The sequence below is a fragment of the Staphylococcus argensis genome (genome assembly GCF_002902305.1).
Lineage (GTDB): Bacteria > Bacillota > Bacilli > Staphylococcales > Staphylococcaceae > Staphylococcus > Staphylococcus argensis.
Window position 1 is genome coordinate 140,462 of the sequence record NZ_PPPX01000001.1, and the last position, 24,051, is coordinate 164,512.

The window sequence follows — 24,051 nt, forward strand, 5'->3', positions numbered from 1 at the left end:
GACGATTAAGACGAGTTTGTTCTGTAATTTAAGTTGACGAATCTTACGAATGATGAGTTGTTCACTGTGAAAGTCAATTCCCACGAAAGGTTCGTCTAAGAGATAAAGCGAACTGTCTGACATGAGTGCACGTGCGATGAGTACGCGTTGTAATTGTCCGCCACTGAGTTGAGACAATTGTCGCTTTCTCAACGTTTCAATTTCGAGTTCTTCCAATAGGGTGTTTAACTTCGCTTTCACTTTAGGCGTCACCCATTTGAACCAGCCTAAATCTTGATAAGCGCCAGAGACTACAACTTCTTCTACGTTAATAGGGAAGTCTAAATCGATGTGTGCTTTCTGCGGTATGTATGTAATGTTCTTAAGCTGTTCCGTTGTTGGTTGGCCATTCATCTTGCTGTGACCAGAAGCCTTGAATTCTCCAATCATGGATTTAATGAGAGAAGATTTGCCTGCTCCGTTAGGTCCCATAATACCGATGATTTCACCATGCAACGGTATTTCAAAGTTAATATTTTGAAGCACATGTTTATTCCCTAAATTTAAATTCAAGTTTTTTACTTCAAGCATATTTAACTCCCTTAATAAAATTTTTAGGTTAACCTAATTTATTTCATAATATACTACGAACTTTTAGCGTGTCAAGTTATTTCGTGATACAATAAGGTGAACACATTGAGAGGTGAAAGCATGCTAACTGAAGAGAAAGAGGACTACTTGAAAGCCATCTTAACGCATCATGGTGACACAGAATATGTGACTAATAAGGTGCTATCGCAGTATTTAAATATTAAACCACCTTCAGTCAGTGAAATGTTAAATCGATTAGAGAAATCAAATTATGTCGAAACGAAGCCGTACAAAGGTGTGCGTCTGACTGATTCGGGATTAACTTATACATTAGATATCATCAAACGTCATCGTTTAATCGAATTATTTTTAATCAAAGTGTTGGATTATAATTGGGAAGAAGTGCATCAGGAAGCGGAAATTCTAGAACATCGTGTGTCCCATCTATTTGTGGAACGTTTAGACAAGGTGCTCGATTATCCTAAGACGTGTCCACACGGTGGTGTGATTCCACGCGAAAATCAATATAAAGAGATTTATACGAAGAATTTAATCGAGTTTGATGAAGGTTCTGTAGTGACGATCGAGAGAGTAAGAGATCGTACTGAGTTACTTATCTATCTTTCTAGTAAGGAAATCTCTATTGGAGATACGATTACGATTGAAAGTAAAGATGATACGAATAACGTGATTATCATTAGCAAAGGAGATATTTCTACCATCTTGAGCTATGATAACGCGAAGCATATTTATGTAGAAGAATAAAGCAGGTTACGAGACTGGGCAATTAAGCACAGATTCAATCTCGTATCCTGCTTGTTTAAAGTGGAGATTTGCTAAGTTATGGTTAAACCATTCCACACCGTATAGAGTGTATAAAGGTTAATGACAATCCATAACGCGCTGAAACATATGACTGGTAAATGTGTAAGATCACGCAATGCACTACCATCCCATTCTGTCACACGCGGGTTAAAGGTTAAGCGTAAGATAGTCCACGACGATTGAAGGACTTCACCGAGTAGTACGCCGAGAATGTAGTGAATGACGATGCTAATAAGCTGGCTAGTAAGTAAATCTTGATGATATTGAAAGATGAAATATAATAAGCCAGCAAGTATAATGAGAATGATGAGTGGCATCACTTTTCTCGAAGTTAAGATCAGGAAATATATAAAGATAAGTATATACGCACCTACGAATAAACTTGCGTAGTTATGTTGAATCGTCAACACGCCAATATACAGCATGAGTGGTGGCATGATGTAACCGCCGAATGTCGTGATAATTTGGCTCAAGCGTGAGGCTGAACTTGTCACCGCATAGCCTTGTTGCATCGTTTGTTCGCGCTCAGTAGGTGAAACGACGATGACGAGATCTTTAGCACGGCCGCCACTGATCTTGTTACAAAGAATATGACCGAACTCATGCGTCAGCACAGGAATATAATTGAGACATACATCGACGAATCGTAGTATGGCATTCGTGCGATACTGATGCGCAAGAATATAACATATGGCGATGCCGATGAGAATATAAAGTTGTAAATCGATGTGGCTCGTGAGTAGAGAATTAAATTGCTGCATCGTTTGACCCTTTCATTGTATAAAATACATAGTACTATTATATGCTATTTGTAATCAAAAGACATTGAGACTTTGGTAGGATGACGTAAAGGCACCATTCAAGGTTGAATGAAAGGGAAGTTTCATTTGAAATGAGATTGCAATCTTAAGCTGGCTTTAAGGAGATACAAATATGGTAAATCGTAATAAAGACCAACGCGTCAACGTATTAGGATTACACTTTGATAATGTAACGATGACACAAATGAAAGAGAATATACTGCGCTATATGAGTGAAACGAACCGAGACAATCTCTTTATCGTTACTGCAAATCCAGAAATTGCTAACTATGCGACGCAACATTCTGACTATCAACAGCTCGTTAATCGCGCAGACTATGTTGTTCCAGATGGTACAGGTATCGTGATGGGAGCGAAGATGTTAAAGACGCCGTTGCAAGAGCGTGTGCCTGGAATCGAATTAATGGAAACGTGTATTCAAATTGCTAATGAGAAGCAACAGCGGGTATATTTGCTTGGCTCGAAACCTGAGATTGTTGAATTAGCTGAGCAGCAATTGCAGGCTCAATATCCATATGTAAATTTTGCTTCTCATCACGGTTATATCGATGTTTATGATCAACATATAGCTGAAGAGATTGCCGCCTTTAACCCGGACTATTTATTTGTAGGGATGGGCTACCCACGTCAGGAAGAGTGGCTACAGCGTTACGCGAAACATTTTACCCATACAGTGATGATGGGCGTCGGTGGTTCGCTTGAGGTGTTTAGCGGTACGAAGAAGCGGGCGCCGAAGTTGTTCCGCAAGCTCAATCTGGAATGGGTGTATCGTCTGTTGATTGACTGGAAGCGGATTGGGCGTGTAAAAAATGTTCCAATCTTCCTCTATAAAGTGATGAAGCAGAAGATAGGGCGAAGGTAAGTATAAAGAGTGTGTAGACGTCTTGCATAAATGTGCGATGTGACGTTGAACGCAGCTAACCTTTCAAATATCTGAAAAACGCATCTAAACCAATAACAAAGATAGAAAAAAGCCGTTCCACGTCGATGGATGATGGAACGGCTTTTTTGGGGATGGATATCTATTCTTTATCAATCGATATTTTAAGGCGATGAAATATGTCCCGATATATTCCTCGCCTTAATATTATAGTTCAAAGGGGAAAGGATAGGTGAACTTGTATTTAATATGAGCTGCTCTCATATTCGTTTTAGGTCAAAGGTTAGAATGGTTTTATCACAGAATAAGCATTAATCATTTTTAGCATTGTAACTTGCACTAGAGATGCGACCACCAGAAACGATTACGTCTTTGTCTTGGAAAGGTTGGTCGTTGAAGAAGCGGTCTAATATATCTTTCACACCGTCTTCAATACGTTTTTGAGCTTCTAAAGTCATGCCTGAATAGTGTACTGTCATTGCGTTACGAGGCATGGTTCTCCATGGATGATCTGCTGGTGCAGGTTGTGGATACCATACATCGCCCGCATATCCTTGAATGTGTTTATCTTCGAGTGCTTTCACAAGTGCGTCTGTATTTACAATTTTACCTCTTGCAGTGTTAACTAAGAAACTGCCATCTTTCATCTTCGCTAAGACATCGCTGTTAAAGAGGTTATCTGTCTCAGGTGTAAGTGGTGCATGGATAGTGATAGCATCACTTGTCTTCACGAGCTCGTCGAATTTCACGAATTTAGAATGTTCGTTGTCTTTCTGATTGATTGGATCATAGTGTTGAATCGTTACATTGAAAGGTGCAAGACGTTCAGCTACGAGTTGACCGATACGGCCGAAACCGAAGATACCGATCGTCTTGTGTTGAAGTTCGTAAGCATCGTTGCCGACTTGAGATAGGTTCCATTCGCCTTCTTTAGATTGACGGTGGCCTTCCTCATAGTTGCGGAGTAAGATGAGTAGGTCCATCACAGCGTGTTCAGCGACACTTACCGTATTGCTTCCTGTGACTTCGACTACGCTGATGTTGTGTTGGCTTGCCGCGTCTAAGTCCACATGGTCAGAACCTACGCCTGCTGTGATTGCGAGTTTCAAGTTAGGTGCTTTCTCGATGCGTTCTTTCGTCATATATGCAGGATAGAATGGCGCGCTAATTACGACTTCCATATCTTCAAGATGTTTGTCTAAATCTTCTTTACCATCTTTCAAGATAACGAGTTCATGTCCTTTGTCTTGTAAAAATGATTTCAAACCAATGGCTTTATCTGTGTTGAGTAATTGATTGTCTTGTCCTTCTACAGCTTCAGGGAATAATACTACAATTTTCATAGTATAAACACTCCTAGTAAAATGATGATGATTTGACGTAAATGCAAGCGTTACGTTTGGGCGTCAATATGGTTTCTCTGCAAACCAAAAAAGTACCTGGACTAATTTGGCATACCACCTCCTTGAATGGGTTCGAGTTCAATTACTCTTATCAAAGAGGGAGTAGCCAATCAGCACCAGGTACTTTGTAACCAATCCCTATACTATGCAGTTATATGGAATTCTCTATCTATTTATATGAGGCATCGCTCTTATAGCGATGAATGATACGTTATTCAATATTGCGATCAAAGACGAAGATGGATACGACTTCGTCATCTTGTAAATTAACGTCTGTAAAGAGTTTTAAGAATTTAGCACCGACGAGTTCCTCCATTTCAACAGGAGGGTTATCGCGATACAATTCTTTGACTTCTTCAGTACGTCCTTCCTTTAGCATACGACGATAAGCATCGTTTCTTAAATAGAATGTTTCAACTTTGCTCAAGCTACCTGTCATATGCACAATGGCCCAATTATCTTTGAAGAAGACTGAAATGTGTTCAGGACCTTTGCCGATATGCGCTTTACGATATTTGCGCACGAGGTTAGCGAATGTCTGAGCTTTGTTTGCAGCGATAAAGCATCACCTCGTTGTGTAAAATATAGAGCGTGATGTAAATGAGAAACATTCTCAAATACGACTCAATTATTATAATAATACGTTAGTGTGAAAAAGGAAAGTATTTTGTTCACAAAGTTGAAGAAATTGGGTGAGAATTAAGGGTTTAGTTGATGAAGAAAAAGGGTTGAAGATGAGGGCTTTTCTTGTATGAAAGAATAATGAGAGTCTGGGACATAAATCAAAGTTATTTAATTTTCAATGTAATGACTCTCGCTTGCATATGGGACCACACTCAACTAATTCCTCTCGCTCTTAGAGCTCTAGGAATGGATTTTCGTTGTGGTCTAGCTCCATCATGCGTCTCGAGTCGACATTGAAAATATAATATAGATTCATTTCAAGCGTGATTTTCATCTGTCTCAAATACTATTTTCTTTTAGTGTCCCAGACTGTTTACTCTTATTCACAGGAGAGATCTAAAGTTGAAAGAACTATCACTGCCACAAGCGCTCTTTCGGATTGGAGAGGAAGATTGACACAACTACATATTTCTGTCTCGCTCCCTATTTCACAACGAAACGTGAATCATTAAGTTGATCTTTATACGCTTTTTGATCTTTTTTAGATAGTTTTTTGAAGTCCTTTAAGAATTTCTCATATTGTGGCAAGACGTCATCTAAATCGCCATATTCGCGAAGGACGCCACCTTCAATCCAAGCAATCTTCGTGCAGAATTGACGCACTTGGCTCATATTGTGACTGACGAAGAAGATGGTTTTATTTTGCTTTTTATATTCGTAAATTTTATCTAAACACTTTTGAGCAAAGGTTTGGTCTCCGACAGATAGTGCTTCGTCAATAACGAGAATATCTGGATTCGTCGTAATATTAATTGAGAAACCGAGTTTCGAACGCATCCCACTGGAATATTTTTTAACCGGTTGGTAGATAAACTCACCTAATTCACTAAATTCGATGATTTCAGGCGTTAAATCTTTAATCTGCTTACGCGTGAAGCCCATGCAAAGCATCTTGAACTCAATGTTCTCCAGCCCAGTTAGTTGATTGTTGAGACCGGCATTAATCGCAATCACGCTGACTTCGCCGTTGCGCTTAATCTTACCATGTGTCGGCATGAGAGAGCCGCCAATCATATTACTCAACGTAGATTTACCAGAGCCGTTGATACCTACGAGCCCAATGACGTCACCCTCATAAGCAGTAAGAGAGAGGTCGTTCAGCGCATAGAACGTCTTGTTCTTATGTTTAGGGATGAGGGCATCTTTCATGCGTTCTTTATTATTGCGGTAAATACGATATTCTTTGGAGACATGGTCGATAGTAACCGAAACGTTCATAATATTGTCCTTCCTTAGTTCTGATTAATACAATTATATAGTATATAATGAAGGTTGTTAAATGTATTCATCTTATGAGACGTTAATTTGTTACAAATTGTTCTGCGGTAGTGAATTTGTCCTATTATTAATTTTATGATCGAGAAGTGGTTTTACTTTTACGGAAAATAATTTACGTTATGAATGATAGATTGTTAAAATAAGAATGATATTGTGAGAAATTTAGCGTATAAGTTGCTATAATAAAAAGTTGTAATTGAACTAATGAAATACTCATTTCACTATCATGAGGGGATAGACATATTGTGATTTCATGATGTGGCGTGTATAAAATAGTAAAAATGATTAGTGAAAACATTTGAAAGTGTGGTTTATTCTTATGAAAGCAGTGTGGGTAGTATTACAGGAACATCTCAAGAATTTCTACCTCATCAACCGACTCTCGCAGTTCCAGGTTAAGATTTCGAATAAAAATAACTACCTTGGTATTGCCTGGGAACTCATCAACCCCGCCCTTCAAATCGCTGTCTATTGGTTCGTCTTCGGACTGGGCTTTAGACAAGGTCATGCGCAAGAGGGTGTACCATTTATCTTCTGGTTACTTGCGGGGATTAACATGTGGTTCTTCGTTAACCAAGGCATCTTAGAGGGAACGAAATCCATTGCGATGAAATACAACCAGGTCGCAAAGATGAACTTCCCATTGTCGATCATTCCAACATATATTGTATCGAGTAGGTTCTACGGCCATCTCGCATTGCTGGCCATCGTCATGATTCTTTGTGCGATTGGCGGATATTATCCGAACCTCTATACATTACAGTTACTCTTCTTTGTGCCATTATCGTTGATTCTAACAACAACGATTGCACTCTTCACCTCCACACTCGGGGTGATTGTACGAGATACGCAACAAATTATTCAAGCGATTATGCGTCTCGTGTTCTTTGCATCGAATATTATCATTAACTTGCCAGAGGGTATCGTGCTAGACATCATCAAATTCAATCCGATTTATTTCCTAGCAGAAGGATATCGTGCAGCATTACTGCATCATCAATGGTACTTTATCGACCACTGGCATTTAACGTTATATAACTTTGGTGTCATCATTGTCTTATTTGTTCTCGGATCCATACTACATATGAAATATCGAGATCACTTTGCAGATTTTATGTAATTAAATCGTCCTTTGCCGGAGTCACATTCGGCAAAGGATTTTTCTATAATTTTAAGTGTGTTAAAGCTATAATATAGACGAATCAGTTTATAGAAATTGGCGGTGAAACTTTGCGTATTATTATCAAAAAGATTTATCTCTTTATGATTTATATTCTTAATTTTATTTTTAAAGGTAAAAGGGTCAACAACCGACATATCGTCGCGATGATGACCTTCTCTGAAGATGTGCTCCCTATTATACAACAGCTGGACGAGAAAGGTTACCAACTCACAGTCATCGCACAAGAGAAAGACCGCGCGACGCTCGATAATTTGAAAAATGTCACATGGGTGCCGGCTGGAAATAAATACGTGATTCAACAAATTAAAGCGTTGAGTACGGCAAAAGTCATCATTATCGATACATATTACCTCATGCTAGGTAGTTTCAATAAAAAAGAAGGCCAAACGGTTATTCAAACATGGCATGCGGCAGGTGCATTGAAGAACTTCGGCTTCACAGACCATCAAGTGGACTTACAGAATACAAAGATGGTGGAACAGTACAAGCAAGTGTATGATGCGACGGATAAGTATCTTGTAGGCGGCAATCCGATGATCCAATGCTTTGAAGCGGCCTTTGGTGCGACAAGTGACCAGTTTGTTAAAACGGGTCTACCACGGCTTGCTTACTATAAACAAATCGATGCCAAAGCGCGCCAAAAGGAGCTTAAACGAGAGCTCGGCATCAATAAGAAAGTGGCGGTTTATCTTCCGACTTATCGTGAACATAAAAAACAAAATCGAGAAATCAATACGCAGGCGTTTGAAGAATTGTTGCCGAACTATATGCTTCTCAACAAATTGCATCCCGCTGTAGCAGACACACATCAAAGTCAATTAGATATTCAAACGTTGATTCTCTTGGCGGATGTGATTATAACAGATTATAGTTCCTTAGCGATTGAAGCGAGTATCATCAATAAACCGATACTCTTTTACGTCTATGATGAGCAAGAATATGAACGGGATCGTGGCTTGAATATGTATTATAAAGCCATTCCGGATAAGTTTAAAGCGTATAGTGAAGGTGAATTATTGAATAAGATTGTTTCAGAGAAGACACCATGGACGGCGCTCTTTGAAGATTGGCATGAGTATACAACGGCAGATTCAATTGATAAAGTAACAAATTATATTGAAGAATTGATGGTGAAAAAGTGAAAATATCTATAATCATTCCTGTATATAATGCAGAACGGACAATCGAACGTGCTATACGATCAATCGATACGAAAAAGACACACGAAATCATTTGTGTGAATGACGGTTCAACCGATGGCTCTTTAGATGTCTTGAAAAGTCTAGCGCGAGAACGCTCTGACATCAATATTATTGATCAACCGAATCAAGGCGCTGCTGTAGCTCGCAACAAAGGCCTAGAGGCGATGACAGGCGATGCATTTATGTTTTTAGATGCCGATGACGAGTTTTTAACAGGACGTATCGACTTTATGTTGAAGTATTATCAAGCGAACGAGGACGTCGAAATCGTCGTAGGACAACTAGCACGAGAGGAACATGGTACGTGGGTGCCTATTGCTACACATGAAAGTATTAGACGTGAGGCGCTAGTGAATTTACAATCTTGTCCAGAAGTCATGCAGTCGATAGGTCCGGGTGCGAAGATGTTTAGCGCGCGTTTTAAAGATTTACGTTTCGACACGGATGTGACGTTCTGTGAGGAGCACACGTTTATCATTCAAGCCTATAATCAAGCACGTGATATTCAACTTATTCCTACGCTCATTTATGGCTATAATACAGAAGCTGACTCTGTCACTGCTTCAAGGGTAGCGCGCTTTACTGACTATCTAGTTGATGCTGAAAAGGTGCGTCAACGCGTGATGCGTAAGTTGTTGCTCAGAGAAGAACGTGAATATTATAGCTATCGTATGGATGACTTGATTGTAAGTTATTTGATACAGAACTATTTAACAGAACATCCACAACTGACGTCTGAGCTCATCAACCAAGTGATTGAATACTTAAGAGAAATGCAAGAAACTGACCGCTCTAGTGAGGCGTTCTTTAGAATTATTGAGGCAGTGGAACAAGCAGGTCAAGGATGGTCGAAAGCACTGTACCAACCTTGGCGTTCAGCCCTCGTACAGATGGGTGTAGGCCGTCCACCGTATTACATTTTTAAAGTTAAAGTGTTGCCAAAACGTACGAAATTCTCGTCTAAACAACGCTTAAAACGTATACTTAAACGTTAAATGGCTGTATGACCGACAGAAATTCACTTCGTTCTGTCTAATGATAATATAATTATCATAACTGAAAGCAACGTGTTATAATTTAACCACTAAAAAGGCAGAAGGAGTGAAATTATGAGACGTGTAATTACATATGGTACATACGATTTATTACACTATGGCCATATCGAACTATTGCGTCGTGCGCGTGAAATGGGAGATTACCTAATCGTCGCGCTCTCAACGGACGAATTCAACCGTATTAAGCACAAGAAATCTTATTACAACTTTGAACAACGTAAGATGATGTTAGAATCGATTCGTTACGTTGACCTTGTCATCCCTGAAGATGGATGGGGACAGAAAGAGAAAGATGTCGATCGTTACGAAGTAGATACTTTCGTCATGGGTCACGATTGGGAAGGTGAATTTGACTTCTTGAAAGACAAATGTGACGTGATCTACTTAAAACGTACAGAAGGTATTTCGACTACTCAAATCAAACGTGAACTTTACGGTGACGACGCAACTTAATAACGATGTATGAGGAAGTTTGTGACTAGAAAGAGTTGGATAGCACAAACCTTCCTACTATAGTAAAGAAAGCCCTAGTCGGTGTTGAAACGAGCGAATCAACATCAGCTAGGGCTCTTTTGATGTGTAAGAACGAGCGCAGTGAACTCTGGATTATAGTTCCGAGTCTGCGCAAGTATTTCTTATTTAGATTATTTACGTTTTTTTACAGCCTCAATAATTAAATACACAATGATTGCTAAAGCAGCTATGATGAGCACAAATCCGAGTGCTGTAAGTAACGGATGTGTTTCCCAAGAAGACTTAGCAACTGTTGTAGCTTCGTGTAGTACAGGCTTTTTCGCTTTCACACTAGGCGGGCCATAACTTTTATCAATAAACTCGCGTTGATAGTCAAGATGAACTTGGCCATCTTTGACGACAAAGTTATAGTCTTTCGCTTTCATGTCTTTCGGTACGACATCGTACAGATCTTTGGCAATATAGTAAGTCTTACCATCAATATCATGCTTACCTTTCTTCAGTACTTTCTTGTATTGATAGTTATCGTAAGACTGTTCCATCATCGCGTTACCCATCATATTACGCTGTTTCTCGCCACCAAGATGCACGTAATCACCGGCACCCATAATCGTTTGAACGATGCGTAAACCGCCGCGTTTCGTTGATAAAGTGTGGTTATAGTCTGCCACATCACTTGAACCTGTCTTCAGACCATCTGTGCCTTTCAGACTCATATCTGCGCCATCAAGTGAGTGATTTAAAGTATAGTAAGTGACGTTATGTTGTGTAGGTGCGAGTTGTTTAGTAAAATGCAGTAATTTCGGTGTATCTTTAACGACATGGAGCGATAACAATTCGAAGTCTTTAGCAGTGGAAGTACTATTTTCTTCGTTCTTATACTTTTTAGGCGCAAAGTCCTTTAATTGATTATTCTCGGCACCCGTAGGATTGACGAAGTGCGTGTTTTTCATACCTAAATCTTTGGCTTTATGATTCATTTCGTCTGTAAAGTCTGATACACTACCGGATACCTCTTTAGCTAGAATCAATGCAGCAGCGTTACTTGAAGCTGACACGGTAATTTGTAGTAGTTCTCGGATTGTATAGGTTTCGCCTGGATAAAGTTTAGTGTTGCTGAGTTCTGGTAACGTCGACATGCGGTAGTGTTCGTCAGTGATCTTTACTTTATCGTCAAGTGAAAGTTTACCTTTCTGTACAGCTTCCATAGTGAGATACATCGTCATGAGTTTCGTCATTGAAGCGGGGTACCATTTTTTATCCCAATTGTACTTATAGAGGACTTGGCCATTTTGGGCGACATTGGCTGCGCCTTCAGGTTCATAGGCGGAGGTGACGTTATTGTAACCGTACTGATTTGCGATTTGAGAAGGGGAAACTGTTTCCGCGTGTGCAAAAGGTGTTATAATTGAAACAACGAAGAGTACAGTTACAATCGCGCATATAAATTTTTTCATAATCAACATTCTTTCTTACTAACCTATAATTTTGCAATAGCAATATTTTAGCACATGTGTAGACTAAATTAAAATATTGCCACTGCTGAATTTATCATACTTTTGACTGATGAAGAGGTTAGACTGAGGGTTGTCTTCCTTCAGTGTGAAGGGCTACTAAATCTTAAACTTATCAACGAGGTACATACTATGAAACAAGGAAATCCATTGTTCTTCTTATTTCGTAAACTCAACTGGCCCGTGGGCTTAATTATTGCCGCGATACTTATCTCCTCTCTAGGGAGTTTAACTGGGTTAGTCGTTCCGGCTTTCACCGGCCAGATGGTAGATAAATTCTCACTTGATTCCATCAATCCTATGTTTATCGTATTGTTCGCAGGAATCTTTATTCTCAATGCGGTATTAAGTGGTTTAGGTCTCTACCTATTGAGTAAGATTGGTGAGAAGCTCATCTTTGCGATTCGTTCTATCCTTTGGAAACACATTATTCAGTTGAAGATGCCGTTCTTCGATCAGAATGAAAGTGGACAGCTTATGAGTCGTTTAACAGATGATACGAAAGTCATCAATGAGTTCGTTTCACAGAAGTTGCCGGAATTATTTCCTTCTGTCATCACTATCGTCGGCTCACTTGTCATGCTGTTCGTTATGGATTGGCAAATGACTTTACTTACTTTTATCACTATACCAATTCTCATCATGATTATGATTCCTTTAGGGAAAGTCATGCAGAGAATTTCAACTTCAACCCAAACGGAGATCGCCAATTTCAGTGGTTTGCTCGGCCGGGTGTTAACAGAAATGCGTTTGGTGAAAGTCTCCAATACGGAGCAATTAGAGCTCAACAAAGCGCATAAGAACTTGAACGAAATTTACCGTTTAGGTCTGAAACAAGCGAAGATTACTGCCGTGATTCAACCGATCTCAGGTGTTGTCATGCTGTTGACGATTGCCATCATTCTCGGATTCGGTGCGTTGCGTATTTCTTCTGGAGCGATGACAGCAGGGACGTTAATCGCGATGATCTTCTACGTGATTCAACTGTCTATGCCGCTCGTTAATTTAACGACATTAGCGACAGATTATCGTAAAGCAGTCGGCGCAAGTAGCCGTATTCATGAGATTATGAGCGAACCGTTAGAGGATATCGAACAAGACGTTCACAAGCCTATTCAAGATGGTAAATTAAGTTTCCAACACGTCGACTTTAAATATGACGTGAAACCGATTCTAGAAGATGTTTCATTCGATATTCAACCTGGGACGGTCACTGCCTTTGTTGGCCCATCAGGTTCAGGTAAAAGTACCATCTTCAATATTATTGAGCGCATGTATGATATTGAACGTGGCGATATAAGCTATGGCACGCAATCTATTTATGACATTCCGCTCGCGCAGTGGCGTAACAAGATTGGTTACGTGATGCAATCCAATTCAATGATGAATGGTACAATTCGTGACAACTTACTTTATGGTATTAATAGAGAAGTCAGTGATGAAGAGTTGATTAATTATGCCAAATTAGCGAACTGTCATGAGTTTATTCAAGAATTTGAGGATGGCTATGACACTGTAGTAGGTGAGCGTGGGCTCAAACTATCAGGTGGACAACGTCAGCGTATCGACATTGCTCGTAGTTTCGTGAAGAACCCAGACATCCTATTATTAGACGAAGCCACTGCTAACTTAGATAGTGAGAGTGAGCGCAAGATTCAAGAAGCACTTGAAACCTTGATGGAGAATCGTACTACTGTCGTTATCGCACACCGTTTATCTACGATTAAGAAAGCTGAACAAATCATCTTTATCGACGGCGGTCATGTGACGGGTAGAGGTACGCACCAAGGACTCATGGCTGAACACCAGAAATATCAAGAATTCGTTCATACGCAGAATTTAAGCGATTAATGGATATGGCAACGTAATTTAATTAATAAAGTAATTTTTCTATAAGCCACCAGCAAGGTCGTTGACTTTGTTGGTGGCTTTTGTAAATTGAATGTTTCGAGGTAAGAGCACCTCTTAACATCGCAAATAACCGTACGGTAAATCTATAATTACAGAAAAATGAAGCAGAAAGTCGAAGTATAACCGTGGAATGTCATCTAATTGTTATTTCTCGTCCGTTCTGTGAATGGTATAATAATTCTTGTAATATCCTATTCTTAACAGTTAATAGTTCATTTTTACTATACATACAATGACTTTTACTAATCTGAGGGGTGTATTCAGCGTGTATTTATTAATTAATATCATCGGTTTAATCGTCTTTCTTGCTATAGCCGTGCTGTTCTCAAGAAATCGACGTCACATTCAATGGAAATCCGTCGCTATACTCGTCGTACTCAACTTGTTCTTAGCGTGGTTCTTTATCTACTTTCCGTGGGGAAGAGCAGTTGTTAAAGGTTTAGCAAACGGTATCGCGTGGGTCATTGAATCAGCGCATCATGGTACAGGGTTTGCTTTCAATAGTTTCGTAGGCGAGCAGATGGATATGGCCATCAGTGCCTTATTCCCAATCCTCCTCGTCGTACCTTTATTTGATATTCTGATGTATTTCAATATCTTACCTCGTTTCATCGGTGCCATCGGTTGGTTGCTTGCAAAAGTGACACGTCAACCTCGATTTGAATCGTTCTTCGGTATTGAAATGATGTTTCTTGGAAATACGGAAGCACTTGCTGTTTCGAGTGAACAGTTAAAACGCATGAACGAAGCGCGTGTCTTAACGGTAGCGATGATGTCGATGAGTTCAGTGTCTGGCGCTATCGTTGGGGCTTACGTCACTATGGTGCCTGGTGATCTCGTGCTCACAGCGATTCCGCTCAATATTATTAATGCCATTATCGTGGCATCGATATTGAATCCTGTGTCAGTGAAAGAACAAGAAGACATCATTTATAGTATTCGTAATGAAGAAGTAGAGCGTCAGCCATTCTTCTCATTCTTAGGTGATTCGGTATTAAACGCAGGTAAATTGATACTCATCATTATCGCGTTTGTCATCAGTTTCGTGGCGCTTTCAGATTTAATCGATCGTTTCATCCATCTTATTACTGGTCTCATCGCACAAGGTATGCACTGGAAAGGTAGCTTTGGTTTAGACCAAATTCTCGGGGTCTTCATGTATCCATTCGCGCTACTATTAGGTTTGCCATTCGATGAAGCTTGGCTCGTTGCGCAACAGATGGCGAAGAAGATTGTTACTAACGAGTTTGTCGTGATGGGTAGCATCAAAGATCAAGTGAATAGTTATTCGCCACACCATCGTGCAGTGATTACGACATTCTTAATTTCATTCGCGAACTTCTCAACGATTGGTATGATTGTCGGTACGTTGAAAGGGATTGTCGACCAACGTACGACCGACTTTGTATCTAAATATGTTCCGATGATGTTGCTTGCAGGTATCCTCGTTTCATTAATGACAGCAGGCTTTGTCGGTCTTTTCGCTTGGTAATGTGATTTAAAGTTATAGCCTTAATATGAAGCTGAATTGCTTCATATTAGGGCTTTTTTAATGCACAAAAGTTGTTAAAAATTCCATACGAAAAAGCCAAGTCATATGTAAGTGGTGTCGACCTACAATGGACTTGGCTTTACGGGAAATGAATTTGAGTATACGACAAGCAAGGACTAGTACTTGTGTATACATCGAGCAAAAATTTGTTTTGTTACTATAAACAACACAAAGGAGATGGCTTCTTGCTGTTTCCAACAAGAAGATGAAATTAATTATAGCAAACACAACAATATAAGTAAATAGAAAATTCAGAAAGTTAGCAACTGTAAGTTATTTCTAACTGCGCTGAGTTACCGTCAGATGAGGGTTCAACCTACTATAAATTAACACAAAATTAGCACGATTATCTTTCGAAGTTTCTCTCGTAGTGTTGTAGTTAGCTTTAATATTTGCTACTATGCTAGTGATTAACAATTTTTAAAGGAGGTTGCGAGGATGAACAAGACAATTAGAGATATTATACTCGTCATTATTGGTTCCTTTATATTCTCAGCTGGCGTTAATACATTTATCATATCAGGTCAATTAGGTGAAGGTGGCGTAACCGGTCTAGCCATCACGCTTTACTATGCGTTTCATATTTCACCCGCCATTTCTAACTTTGTATTAAACGCGATTCTTCTCGTTGTAGGATTTAAATATTTAAGTCGACGTAATACGTATTTAACCATTCTCGCAACAGTGTTAATGTCTATCTTTTTAAAATTAACTGAGACATGGCATGTAGAAACGGATAACATCATCATCAATGCGATCTTCGGTGGTTCATGTGTCGGACTCGGAATTGGTATCATCGTTATTGCTGGCGGAACATCTGGAGGAACGACAATCTTAGCGCGTATTGTTTCTAAGTATACAGAATTCAATACAGCATATGCGTTATTGTTCTTCGACTTAATTGTTGTACTCATCTCACTTACAGAAATTCCGATTGCGAAAGCGCTCGTAACTGTAGTTTCACTATACATCGGTACGAAAGTGATGGACTTCGTTATTGAGGGTCTCAATACGAAGAAAGCGATGACAATTATTTCTAGTAAACCGGACGAGGTAGCCAAAGTGATTGATACCGAGGTCGGTCGTGGTTTAACGATCTTAAATGGTCGTGGTTACTTCTCTAAACAAGAGAAAGATATTCTGTATGTCGTGATTACGAAGACGCAAATTAGTAAGGCGAAGCGTTTGATTCGTCAAACAGACCAAGATGCTTTCTTAGTCATTCACGATGTGCGTGACGTTTATGGTAATGGTTTCTTAATGGAAGATTAATATTTGAAAGAAGATTGAGCTGCTGAACGGTTGTAATGCCGTTTGAGCAGCTTTTTTTATGATGGGAAGAAATCTTAATATATAGCTGGAGATGATAGTCATATTATGGAAAAGATGATATAATAGCGCCTGTGATAATGATTATCATTTAGTGATAAAAACGTTTATAATAACATAACGTAATGGATATATTGATAGCACGTTAAATAGCATTATAGCTTTATGAAATAGACGCAAATTGTAGAATAAATGATTTCAGTGTTGGAGGAGAGAAGGGAATTTATGACACGTTTAGCAGGTAATCAAGTTACGATAGGTTACGGTGACCATACGATAGTCGATCAACTCGATGTGAATATCCCAGACGGTAAAGTCACATCTATTATCGGACCTAATGGTTGTGGGAAATCAACGTTATTAAAAGCACTTTCACGTCTGTTATCTATTAAAGGCGGAGAAATTGTACTTGATGGAGAAAGTATTCATACACAATCTACGAAAGAAGTGGCGAAGAAGATTGCCATATTACCGCAGTCTCCTGAAGTGGCGGACGGTTTAACAGTCGGCGAACTCGTTTCTTACGGACGCTTTCCACATCAGAAAGGCTTTGGCCGTTTGTCAGCAGAAGACAAACAACAAATCGATTGGGCACTTGAAGTGACTGGTACGAAAGAATTCAAGTTCCGCTCAATAAACGACTTAAGTGGAGGGCAACGTCAACGTGTATGGATAGCGATGGCGCTCGCTCAGAAGACAGATATCATCTTCTTAGATGAACCTACGACGTATTTAGATATTTCACACCAACTCGAAATACTCGAACTGATTACACAACTCAACCGTGAACAAGGTTGTACAATTGTGATGGTCTTGCATGATATCAATCAAGCTGTGCGTTTTTCAGACTACCTTATCACGATGAAAGACGGACAAATTGTGAAAGACGGTGAGACATCAGATGTGCTCACTGAAGATATATTAGAACGCGTCTTTAATATAGATGTAGAAATTAGCACAGATCCGAGAACGGGCAAACCTATGCTTGTGACTTACGACTTGTGTAAGAGAAACTATCCAAACGTGTAGGGAGTATGCAAGATGAAGACGAAAGGTAAAATGAATTATATCACAACACTGATTATCGCCACTTGTCTACTCCTTCTTGTCTTCGCTGGTTCGATCTTACTCGGAGAAGCGAAGGTCAACCTAACGACGATCTTTGAAGCCATCTTTCATTACAATCCTCACAATGAACAACATAATATTATTGCTGAGATTCGTATTCCGCGTGATATCGGTGCGATATTAGTAGGGATAGCACTTGCGACAGCAGGCGCCGTCATCCAAGGTGTGACGAAGAATGGTTTAGCCGACCCAAGCTTGATTGGCTTAAACTCGGGTGCGGCGTTTATGTTGGCGCTCACGTATGCGGTGAGGCCGAGTGCACCATTTATCGTGTTGATGTTCGCAGGCTTTGTAGGTGCATTGCTCGGTGGCTTCATCGTCTTGATGATTGGACGCTCTCGAAGCGATGGCTTTAACCCGATGCGTATCATCTTAGCTGGTGCGGCGGTGAGTGCGTTACTTACGGCACTGAGCCAAGGTATCGCTCTAGTGTTTAAACTTAACCAAAGTATTACCTTCTGGAGTGCAGGTGGGGTGTCAGGAACGACATGGAATCAAATTCTGTGGGCAGCCCCCTTCGTTCTGATTTCACTCGCTGTCATCCTCGGTATGAGTAAGCAATTGACGATTCTCAACTTAGGTGAAAGCTTAGCGCGTGGCCTTGGACAGAATGTAGCGGCTATTCGTGGTGTGACCCTCGTGATGTCGATGATCCTCGCAGGGATAGCCGTAGCGATGGTAGGTCAAGTCGCCTTTGTCGGTTTGCTTGTGCCACACATCGTGCGTTATTTAGTCGGAACCGATTATGCGCGAGTGATTCCAGTTTCTGCGATTGCAGGCGGTCTACTAGTCTTGCTGGCTGACACGCTTGCTCGTATGCTAGGAGAGGCGCCGATGGGTGCGATCATATCCTTTATCGGTGTGCCTTATTTCTTATTTTTAGTTAAAAGAGGGGGTCGTTTCTCATGATAGATCCCAAATTACGCTTGAAACAATTAGTCACGCTCGTCATCTTGGTTGTCGTACTGTTATTAGCTTGTGCGTGGAGTATGACTTCTGGTGATTATAAAATGTCTGTCGGTACTTTCTTCAAAACTTTATTTGGTTTCGGAGATTATACCGATTCACTCGTGCTCCTACAATTCAGAATGCCACGTATGTTAATTACCATCTTAGCAGGTGCGGCATTAGCACTCAGTGGTGCGCTGCTACAAAGTGTGACACGCAACCCACTTGCCGAACCGGGTATTCTAGGTGTGAACGCAGGAAGCGGTTTCTGTATTGCGTTATTTATTGGTATCGGACATGTGAGTGCGGACAACTTTGTTTACGTCTTACCATTGATTAGTATGGTCGGTGGCTTGCTAACAAGCTTTGTAATCTTTAGCTTTAGTTACAATCGAGGTAAAGGTATTACGCCTGCTAGTATGGTGCTCGTCGGTGTAGGTATGGCTTCTGCTTTAAGCGGCGGTGCGTTAACGATCATGGCGACCTTTGATAAAGATCAATCGGAATTTATTGCTTCATGGTTAGCCGGAAACATTTGGGGTGACGAATGGCCATTTGTGATTTCCTTTATTCCATGGTTAATCTTTCTCATCCCGTATGTATTTGCGAAATCGAACGTGTTGAACTTGTTAAATACACATCCTGATATTGCGCAAGGTATGGGTGTGAAGGTGTCACGTGAACGCTTTATCATCCTATTTGTAGCTGTGTTATTATCTTCAGCTGCTGTTTCCGTAGCCGGCGCAATTGGCTTTATCGGTTTGATGGGGCCTCATATTGCGAAATCGATTGTCGGCCCACGACATCAATTATTTATGCCGTTGTCTGTATTAATCGGTGCATGTCTTCTCGTCATTGCGGATACGATTGGACAAACCATCATCCAACCAACCGGAGTTCCAGCCGGTATCGTCGTTGCGATTATCGGTGCGCCATACTTCTTGTACTTGATGTATCGTACGAAGTCAGTTTGATGTTGGTGGAAAATAAGAAAAGTATCGATTCGGTAGACCTTCAGATGAACTTTGGATTGCCAAAGTCATCTGAAGGTTATTTTTAATATAAAGGAGAGGAAGAGTTAGAATCTAAAGCAATAGTAAAAACTGGAGTGTTACATACTATAAGAATACAGCTAGCATTTTACACACTACTCAAAACCTCTAAATAGGTGAGAAGGTCTTAAATGTTCTATAATGGAAGTAAGTTGAGAGGAGGTTGTTCAAATGAAGAAACTCATCAAGTCTAAGACGGATTATGTGCAAGATATGTTGGCAGGTTTAAATGTGAGTCAGAGTGATATTGAGATTATTGAAGATACTGTGGTAGTGAGAAAGCACAAGAAATCTTCAGGTGTAGCGCTTGTGTCTGGTGGTGGAAGTGGACATGAACCTGCTCACGCGGGTTATGTCGCAGAAGGTATGCTGGACGCAGCTGTATGTGGTGAAATCTTCACTTCGCCCACCCCGGATAAGATTCTTAGTGCGATTAAAGCTGTCGCGACGGATGCAGGCGTGTTGCTCATCGTAAAGAACTATGCGGGTGACGTCATGAACTTCGAAATGGCTCAAGAAATGGCTGAGATGGAAGGCATCTCTGTGAAGATGGTCATAGTTAAAGATGATATTGCCGTAGATAACGAAGAACAGCGTCGTGGCGTAGCTGGTACAGTCTTCGTTCACAAATATGCTGGTTATCTCGCAGATCAAGGTGTGTCGCTTGAAGATATCGTGGCTCAAGTAGAGCATTTGCTCACTCAAATGAAATCAATCGGAATGGCATTGCAACCTCCATATGTGCCAACGACAGAACAATTTGGTTTCGATTTACATGATGACCAAATGGAAATCGGTATTGGCATCCATGGTGAACGAGGCATTAAACGTACTGAAGCTAAACCGATAGATGAGATTGTTAAGCAGCTCGTGGAACGTCTACGTGAAGAAGTGACTGTAACAGAATGGATCGTGATGGTTAACGGCATGGGTGGTACGCCACTTTCAGAATTGCATATTGTGGCGAAATACCTCAACGCTTATTTAGATGAGCAGTCGATTGCGGTTAAGAATTGCTACGTTGGGGATTATATGACATCACTAAATATGGAAGGTTTTTCACTCACGGTGATTCCATATGATGCTAAAGTAGATGAAGCATTGAAAGCGCCGACGATGAGTGCTTATTTTAACTAAGGAGGGAGAAAGATGGAAGTAGCTGAAATGAAAGAGAGATTACTTCAACTCGCGGAGACATTTGCGGAACAAGAAGCACATTTAACTGAGTTGGACCGTGCAATTGGTGACGGTGATCATGGTGTGAACATGCTAAGAGGGTTCAAAGCGTTGCCGGATCAAATTGATGATAGCTCAATGGCGCAACTCTTTAAGTCGACAGGGATGACGCTCATGTCACAAATTGGTGGTGCTTCAGGTCCGCTCTATGGTTTCAGTTTCGTTAAAATGGCCCAAGTCGTTGATGACGATTTCAGCAAAGAACAGTTACCTAACGTGTTAGAAGCGTTTGCTGAAGCGGTCGCGCAAAGAGGTAAAGTTGAACGTGGTGAGAAAACGATGTTTGATGTGATTGACCGTGCGCGTGAAGCGGTTGCAGACGGAGAACGAGTGACGCTAGAAGTTCTCCAAAGTTATGCGCAAGATACGGTAGATTTAGAAGCGACGAAAGGTCGAGCAGCGTACTTTAAAGAAGAATCTATCGGACACATGGATCCAGCGGCACAAAGTAGTGTCTATATTCTCAATGCATTGATTGGAGAGATGTAACATGAGTGCGATCTTATTAGTGAGTCATAGTCGAGACATTGCAGAAGGTACGCGCCAATTGCTCAAACAAATGGCAGGCGATGTTGATGTTTACGCTGTAGGTGGCGTGGAAGATGGTAAAGAGATAGGCACATCCTTTGATGCTATACAAGAACGTATCAATAATATCGATGAAGACCTCATGTGCTTTTACGATTTAGGTTCTGCAGAGATGAACGTAGATATGGCGTTAGAAATGTATGAAGGTGACTACGAGCGCGTGAAAGTCGAAGCGCCTATCGTCGAAGGGAGTTTCACAGCGGCAGTTAAGCTCTCTACAGGTGCATCACTGGATGAAGCGCTAGAAGAAGTGAAGAAACATTATTCCTTTAAATGATTTACGACATCATATATGATAGAATTAATATTAACTAACTTGAAAAAGATGAATGCTTAATCTATTAAGAAAGAACCCATCTTTAACACTACAGCTGATTATTAGGAGGACATTGCCATGCAAGATTTGATAAAGAAACATGTCTTAAACGGCGAATTTGAATCATTGAAACAATTAATGTCCGAAACAGATTTTATGGATTTTGAAGAAGCATATATATCAAGTGCGCACGAAGTTGAAAGTACGATGTTCTATACATGTATCTTAGATATGATGAAGCAAGAAGAAACTGCTGAATTACACGATTTAGCTTTCTTACTGCTCGTCTATCCACTCAGTGACGTGAAAGGCGCTTTAGATTCAGCGTATTATCATGCTGAAGCTTCCATAAAGTTAACTGACGGCAAAGAGGTTAAGAGTCTCTTACAGATGCTCTTACTTCACGCAGTACCAGAGCCTGTGATTTCTGATAAAAAGGCTATGGAAATTTCACGACAAATATTAAAGCTTGACCCATCAAATAACGTAGCGCGTAACGTCTTGAAAGACACAGCGAAACGTCTCGATAATGTAGTCGTTGATTTCGACGAACTCAACAATTATCGTAATGCGAAATAATATGACTTAAATGTAAACAGAAGTGTTGAATTAAACAATACTTCTGTTTTTTATTTTAAAAATGTGCGACAAATGATTGAGTAATTAATGAAGATGAATAAAAATACAAAATCGATTCAGTTTTATTTTTCTCACAACTGGAATAATCGAGGATAGCGCTTTCAAGAATTGATTTTTAAAAATCTAAATGAATTAATAAAATTTCATCAATATTCTTAAATCTTTTTAAAATAAGTGTATAAAAGCCGTAATATAACTTTTTTGAGGTTGCAAAAAGTTTAAAGTACGTTATAATTACGAAATGTGTTAACTAAGAGGAGGTTATAAATCACATGGGGTTGAATAAAGAAGCTATTAAAATTGGTTTCGCTTATGTCGGTATCGTTGTCGGTGCCGGATTCTCAACAGGACAAGAAGTTAAACAATTCTTCTCAGATTTTGGTTTATGGTCATATATTGGTGTTATCATCTCAGGTGTGATCTTGTCGTTCATTGGTCGTCAATGTGCGAAGATCGGTGTAGCCTTTGATGCTCAGAACCATGAATCTACATTAAGTTATGTTTTCGGTAAAAATTTCAGTAAAATCTTTGACTATATATTAGTCTTCTTCTTATTTGGTATCGCAGTAACCATGATAGCCGGTGCAGGTTCTACGTTACATCAAAGTTATGGTGTGCCTATTTGGCTAGGTTCACTCGCGATGACAATCGTTATTTACTTATCACTAATCATGGACTTTAATAAAATCGTTCGTGCATTAGGTATTGTTACACCATTCTTAATCGTGATGGTTGTAATTATCGCAGCTGTATATCTCTTTAAAGGAGATATACCTCTTAACCAAGTTAATAACAACGTTCCAAGTCCAAGTATTTGGAAAGGTATTGGAATGGGTACTTTATACGGTGGCTTAGCCTTCGCAGTTGGATTTAGTACCATTGTTGTTATTGGTGGTGACGCTTCTAAACGTGGTGTTGCCGGAAGAGGTGCATTATTAGGCGGTATTATTTATACAGTATTACTAGCACTAATTAACTTTGCATTACAATCAGAGTACCCTCACGTTTCAGAGGCATCTATTCCAACAATTACATTAGCGAATGACGTTCATCCTATTTTAGGTATTATCTTATCAGTGATTATGCTTGCTGTTATGTATAATACAATTTTAGGTCTATTATATTCATTCGCAGCACGTTTTACAGAACCATATAGTAAGAAATATCACATTTTCATCGTAATTATGTGTATTGTAGCTTACTTGTGTACATTCGTTGGATTCGAAGTACTCGTAAACAAATTATATAAAATTATGGGTGTTGTTGGTCTTGCAATCGTTATTGCAGTTATCATCAAATACGTTATTAGAAAACGTCAAGATGAGGACCACATTGCATAATTCAATCGTAAGTCATCTCATCGTTCGCGATGGGATGGCTTTTTTAATATGGTCTAATTAGTGAAAAAAAGAGGGGCTGACAAGTTGCCTTTTACCGTAAGATAGAACTTGAGAGCACTCAGC

Annotated in this window: 23 protein-coding genes; 17 read left to right on the forward strand and 6 right to left on the reverse strand. The window is 39.9% G+C overall.

What is annotated here, in order from left to right:
• On the reverse strand, positions 1-570 hold a 570-nt coding region (locus tag CD039_RS00715), incomplete at its 3' end, for a metal ABC transporter ATP-binding protein (protein WP_240595008.1).
• A gap of 120 nt (positions 571-690) precedes the next feature.
• On the opposite strand from CD039_RS00715, the gene CD039_RS00720 reads away from it, so the two are divergent.
• Positions 691-1,335 carry a metal-dependent transcriptional regulator gene (locus tag CD039_RS00720; protein ID WP_103370725.1) on the forward strand — a complete coding sequence of 215 codons (645 nt, stop codon included), beginning with the start codon at positions 691-693 and terminating at the stop codon, positions 1,333-1,335.
• Between the two features lie 71 nt (positions 1,336-1,406).
• Here CD039_RS00720 and CD039_RS00725 read toward each other — a convergent pair whose 3' ends face one another.
• Positions 1,407-2,156 (reverse strand): M50 family metallopeptidase, encoded by a 750-nt coding sequence (locus tag CD039_RS00725; protein WP_103370726.1) that lies wholly within the window; start codon positions 2,154-2,156, stop codon positions 1,407-1,409.
• A 172-nt stretch (positions 2,157-2,328) separates the two neighbouring features.
• Between CD039_RS00725 and tarA the strand changes: the two genes are divergently transcribed.
• Entirely contained in the window at positions 2,329-3,078 is a 750-nt protein-coding gene (gene tarA / locus CD039_RS00730) for an N-acetylglucosaminyldiphosphoundecaprenol N-acetyl-beta-D-mannosaminyltransferase TarA (RefSeq protein WP_103370727.1), read from the forward strand.
• Between the two features lie 329 nt (positions 3,079-3,407).
• Here tarA and CD039_RS00735 read toward each other — a convergent pair whose 3' ends face one another.
• The 3 genes from CD039_RS00735 to tagH form a co-directional block, all read right to left on the reverse strand.
• Positions 3,408-4,439, reverse strand: a complete 1,032-nt coding sequence (locus CD039_RS00735; RefSeq protein ID WP_103370728.1) for an NAD-dependent formate dehydrogenase — start codon at positions 4,437-4,439, stop codon at positions 3,408-3,410.
• A 271-nt stretch (positions 4,440-4,710) separates the two neighbouring features.
• Positions 4,711-5,058 (reverse strand): Na-translocating system protein MpsC family protein, encoded by a 348-nt coding sequence (locus CD039_RS00740; RefSeq protein ID WP_103370729.1) that lies wholly within the window; start codon positions 5,056-5,058, stop codon positions 4,711-4,713.
• Between the two features lie 548 nt (positions 5,059-5,606).
• Positions 5,607-6,401, reverse strand: coding sequence for a teichoic acids export ABC transporter ATP-binding subunit TagH (gene tagH / locus CD039_RS00745; RefSeq protein WP_049408034.1), 795 nt, complete (start codon positions 6,399-6,401; stop codon positions 5,607-5,609).
• Between the two features lie 379 nt (positions 6,402-6,780).
• On the opposite strand from tagH, the gene CD039_RS00750 reads away from it, so the two are divergent.
• From CD039_RS00750 to tagD, 4 genes are all read left to right on the forward strand, one after another.
• Complete coding sequence (locus CD039_RS00750; protein ID WP_103370730.1) at positions 6,781-7,581, forward strand: ABC transporter permease; 801 nt, start codon at positions 6,781-6,783, stop codon at positions 7,579-7,581.
• Between the two features lie 110 nt (positions 7,582-7,691).
• Complete coding sequence (gene tarB / locus CD039_RS00755) at positions 7,692-8,786, forward strand: teichoic acid glycerol-phosphate primase TarB (RefSeq protein WP_103370731.1); 1,095 nt, start codon at positions 7,692-7,694, stop codon at positions 8,784-8,786.
• The gene (locus CD039_RS00760) at positions 8,783-9,841 is read left to right on the forward strand and encodes a glycosyltransferase family 2 protein (protein ID WP_103370732.1); all 1,059 of its coding nucleotides are present in this window, start codon (positions 8,783-8,785) and stop codon (positions 9,839-9,841) included. The genes tarB and CD039_RS00760 overlap by 4 nt, the downstream gene beginning before the upstream one ends.
• Before the next feature lie 114 nt (positions 9,842-9,955).
• Entirely contained in the window at positions 9,956-10,354 is a 399-nt protein-coding gene (tagD, locus tag CD039_RS00765) for a glycerol-3-phosphate cytidylyltransferase (protein ID WP_002472536.1), read from the forward strand.
• A 191-nt stretch (positions 10,355-10,545) separates the two neighbouring features.
• Here the strand turns inward: tagD and pbp4 are convergent, their stop codons facing one another.
• Positions 10,546-11,832, reverse strand: coding sequence for a penicillin-binding protein PBP4 (gene pbp4, locus CD039_RS00770; RefSeq protein WP_103371575.1), 1,287 nt, complete (start codon positions 11,830-11,832; stop codon positions 10,546-10,548).
• Between the two features lie 189 nt (positions 11,833-12,021).
• On the opposite strand from pbp4, the gene CD039_RS00775 reads away from it, so the two are divergent.
• The 11 genes from CD039_RS00775 to CD039_RS00825 all read left to right on the forward strand — a co-directional run bounded on the left by CD039_RS00775 (position 12,022) and on the right by CD039_RS00825 (position 23,928).
• Positions 12,022-13,740, forward strand: a complete 1,719-nt coding sequence (locus tag CD039_RS00775) for an ABC transporter ATP-binding protein (RefSeq protein WP_103370733.1) — start codon at positions 12,022-12,024, stop codon at positions 13,738-13,740.
• Between the two features lie 325 nt (positions 13,741-14,065).
• On the forward strand, positions 14,066-15,292 hold the full coding sequence (locus CD039_RS00780; RefSeq protein ID WP_103370734.1) for a NupC/NupG family nucleoside CNT transporter: 1,227 nt from the start codon (positions 14,066-14,068) through the stop codon (positions 15,290-15,292).
• A gap of 498 nt (positions 15,293-15,790) precedes the next feature.
• On the forward strand, positions 15,791-16,624 hold the full coding sequence (locus CD039_RS00785) for a YitT family protein (RefSeq protein ID WP_103370735.1): 834 nt from the start codon (positions 15,791-15,793) through the stop codon (positions 16,622-16,624).
• A 282-nt stretch (positions 16,625-16,906) separates the two neighbouring features.
• Entirely contained in the window at positions 16,907-17,710 is an 804-nt protein-coding gene (locus CD039_RS00790) for an ABC transporter ATP-binding protein (protein WP_002472568.1), read from the forward strand.
• A 30-nt stretch (positions 17,711-17,740) separates the two neighbouring features.
• Positions 17,741-18,718 carry a FecCD family ABC transporter permease gene (locus tag CD039_RS00795; RefSeq protein ID WP_412072753.1) on the forward strand — a complete coding sequence of 326 codons (978 nt, stop codon included), beginning with the start codon at positions 17,741-17,743 and terminating at the stop codon, positions 18,716-18,718.
• Positions 18,715-19,731 carry a FecCD family ABC transporter permease gene (locus tag CD039_RS00800; protein WP_103370737.1) on the forward strand — a complete coding sequence of 339 codons (1,017 nt, stop codon included), beginning with the start codon at positions 18,715-18,717 and terminating at the stop codon, positions 19,729-19,731. The genes CD039_RS00795 and CD039_RS00800 overlap by 4 nt, the downstream gene beginning before the upstream one ends.
• A gap of 249 nt (positions 19,732-19,980) precedes the next feature.
• Positions 19,981-20,946 carry a dihydroxyacetone kinase subunit DhaK gene (gene dhaK, locus CD039_RS00805; RefSeq protein WP_103370738.1) on the forward strand — a complete coding sequence of 322 codons (966 nt, stop codon included), beginning with the start codon at positions 19,981-19,983 and terminating at the stop codon, positions 20,944-20,946.
• 12 nt (positions 20,947-20,958) lie between these two features.
• Positions 20,959-21,534, forward strand: a complete 576-nt coding sequence (dhaL, locus tag CD039_RS00810) for a dihydroxyacetone kinase subunit DhaL (RefSeq protein WP_103370739.1) — start codon at positions 20,959-20,961, stop codon at positions 21,532-21,534.
• Position 21,535: 1 nt separating this feature from the next.
• Positions 21,536-21,910 carry a dihydroxyacetone kinase phosphoryl donor subunit DhaM gene (gene dhaM / locus CD039_RS00815; protein ID WP_103370740.1) on the forward strand — a complete coding sequence of 125 codons (375 nt, stop codon included), beginning with the start codon at positions 21,536-21,538 and terminating at the stop codon, positions 21,908-21,910.
• A gap of 117 nt (positions 21,911-22,027) precedes the next feature.
• Positions 22,028-22,528: a hypothetical protein gene (locus tag CD039_RS00820; protein WP_002472539.1), complete on the forward strand. Its 501-nt coding sequence runs from the start codon at positions 22,028-22,030 to the stop codon at positions 22,526-22,528.
• A 332-nt stretch (positions 22,529-22,860) separates the two neighbouring features.
• Positions 22,861-23,928, forward strand: a complete 1,068-nt coding sequence (locus CD039_RS00825) for a YkvI family membrane protein (protein ID WP_103370741.1) — start codon at positions 22,861-22,863, stop codon at positions 23,926-23,928.
• Positions 23,929-24,051 lie beyond the last annotated feature (123 nt).

Excerpts from the sequence above, each read along its gene's own strand:
- CD039_RS00720 (WP_103370725.1), top strand. The coding sequence starts at position 691 with ATGCTAACTGAAGAGAAAGAGGACTACTTGAAAGCCATCTTAACGCAT.
- CD039_RS00725 (WP_103370726.1), bottom strand. The coding sequence starts at position 2,156 with ATGCAGCAATTTAATTCTCTACTCACGAGCCACATCGATTTACAACTT.
- tarA (WP_103370727.1), top strand. The coding sequence starts at position 2,329 with ATGGTAAATCGTAATAAAGACCAACGCGTCAACGTATTAGGATTACAC.
- CD039_RS00735 (WP_103370728.1), bottom strand. The coding sequence starts at position 4,439 with ATGAAAATTGTAGTATTATTCCCTGAAGCTGTAGAAGGACAAGACAAT.
- tagH (WP_049408034.1), bottom strand. The coding sequence starts at position 6,401 with ATGAACGTTTCGGTTACTATCGACCATGTCTCCAAAGAATATCGTATT.
- CD039_RS00750 (WP_103370730.1), top strand. The coding sequence starts at position 6,781 with ATGAAAGCAGTGTGGGTAGTATTACAGGAACATCTCAAGAATTTCTAC.
- tagD (WP_002472536.1), top strand. The coding sequence starts at position 9,956 with ATGAGACGTGTAATTACATATGGTACATACGATTTATTACACTATGGC.
- pbp4 (WP_103371575.1), bottom strand. The coding sequence starts at position 11,832 with ATGAAAAAATTTATATGCGCGATTGTAACTGTACTCTTCGTTGTTTCA.
- CD039_RS00775 (WP_103370733.1), top strand. The coding sequence starts at position 12,022 with ATGAAACAAGGAAATCCATTGTTCTTCTTATTTCGTAAACTCAACTGG.
- CD039_RS00785 (WP_103370735.1), top strand. The coding sequence starts at position 15,791 with ATGAACAAGACAATTAGAGATATTATACTCGTCATTATTGGTTCCTTT.
- CD039_RS00790 (WP_002472568.1), top strand. The coding sequence starts at position 16,907 with ATGACACGTTTAGCAGGTAATCAAGTTACGATAGGTTACGGTGACCAT.
- CD039_RS00795 (WP_412072753.1), top strand. The coding sequence starts at position 17,741 with ATGAATTATATCACAACACTGATTATCGCCACTTGTCTACTCCTTCTT.
- CD039_RS00800 (WP_103370737.1), top strand. The coding sequence starts at position 18,715 with ATGATAGATCCCAAATTACGCTTGAAACAATTAGTCACGCTCGTCATC.
- dhaK (WP_103370738.1), top strand. The coding sequence starts at position 19,981 with ATGAAGAAACTCATCAAGTCTAAGACGGATTATGTGCAAGATATGTTG.
- dhaL (WP_103370739.1), top strand. The coding sequence starts at position 20,959 with ATGGAAGTAGCTGAAATGAAAGAGAGATTACTTCAACTCGCGGAGACA.
- dhaM (WP_103370740.1), top strand. The coding sequence starts at position 21,536 with ATGAGTGCGATCTTATTAGTGAGTCATAGTCGAGACATTGCAGAAGGT.
- CD039_RS00820 (WP_002472539.1), top strand. The coding sequence starts at position 22,028 with ATGCAAGATTTGATAAAGAAACATGTCTTAAACGGCGAATTTGAATCA.
- CD039_RS00825 (WP_103370741.1), top strand. The coding sequence starts at position 22,861 with ATGGGGTTGAATAAAGAAGCTATTAAAATTGGTTTCGCTTATGTCGGT.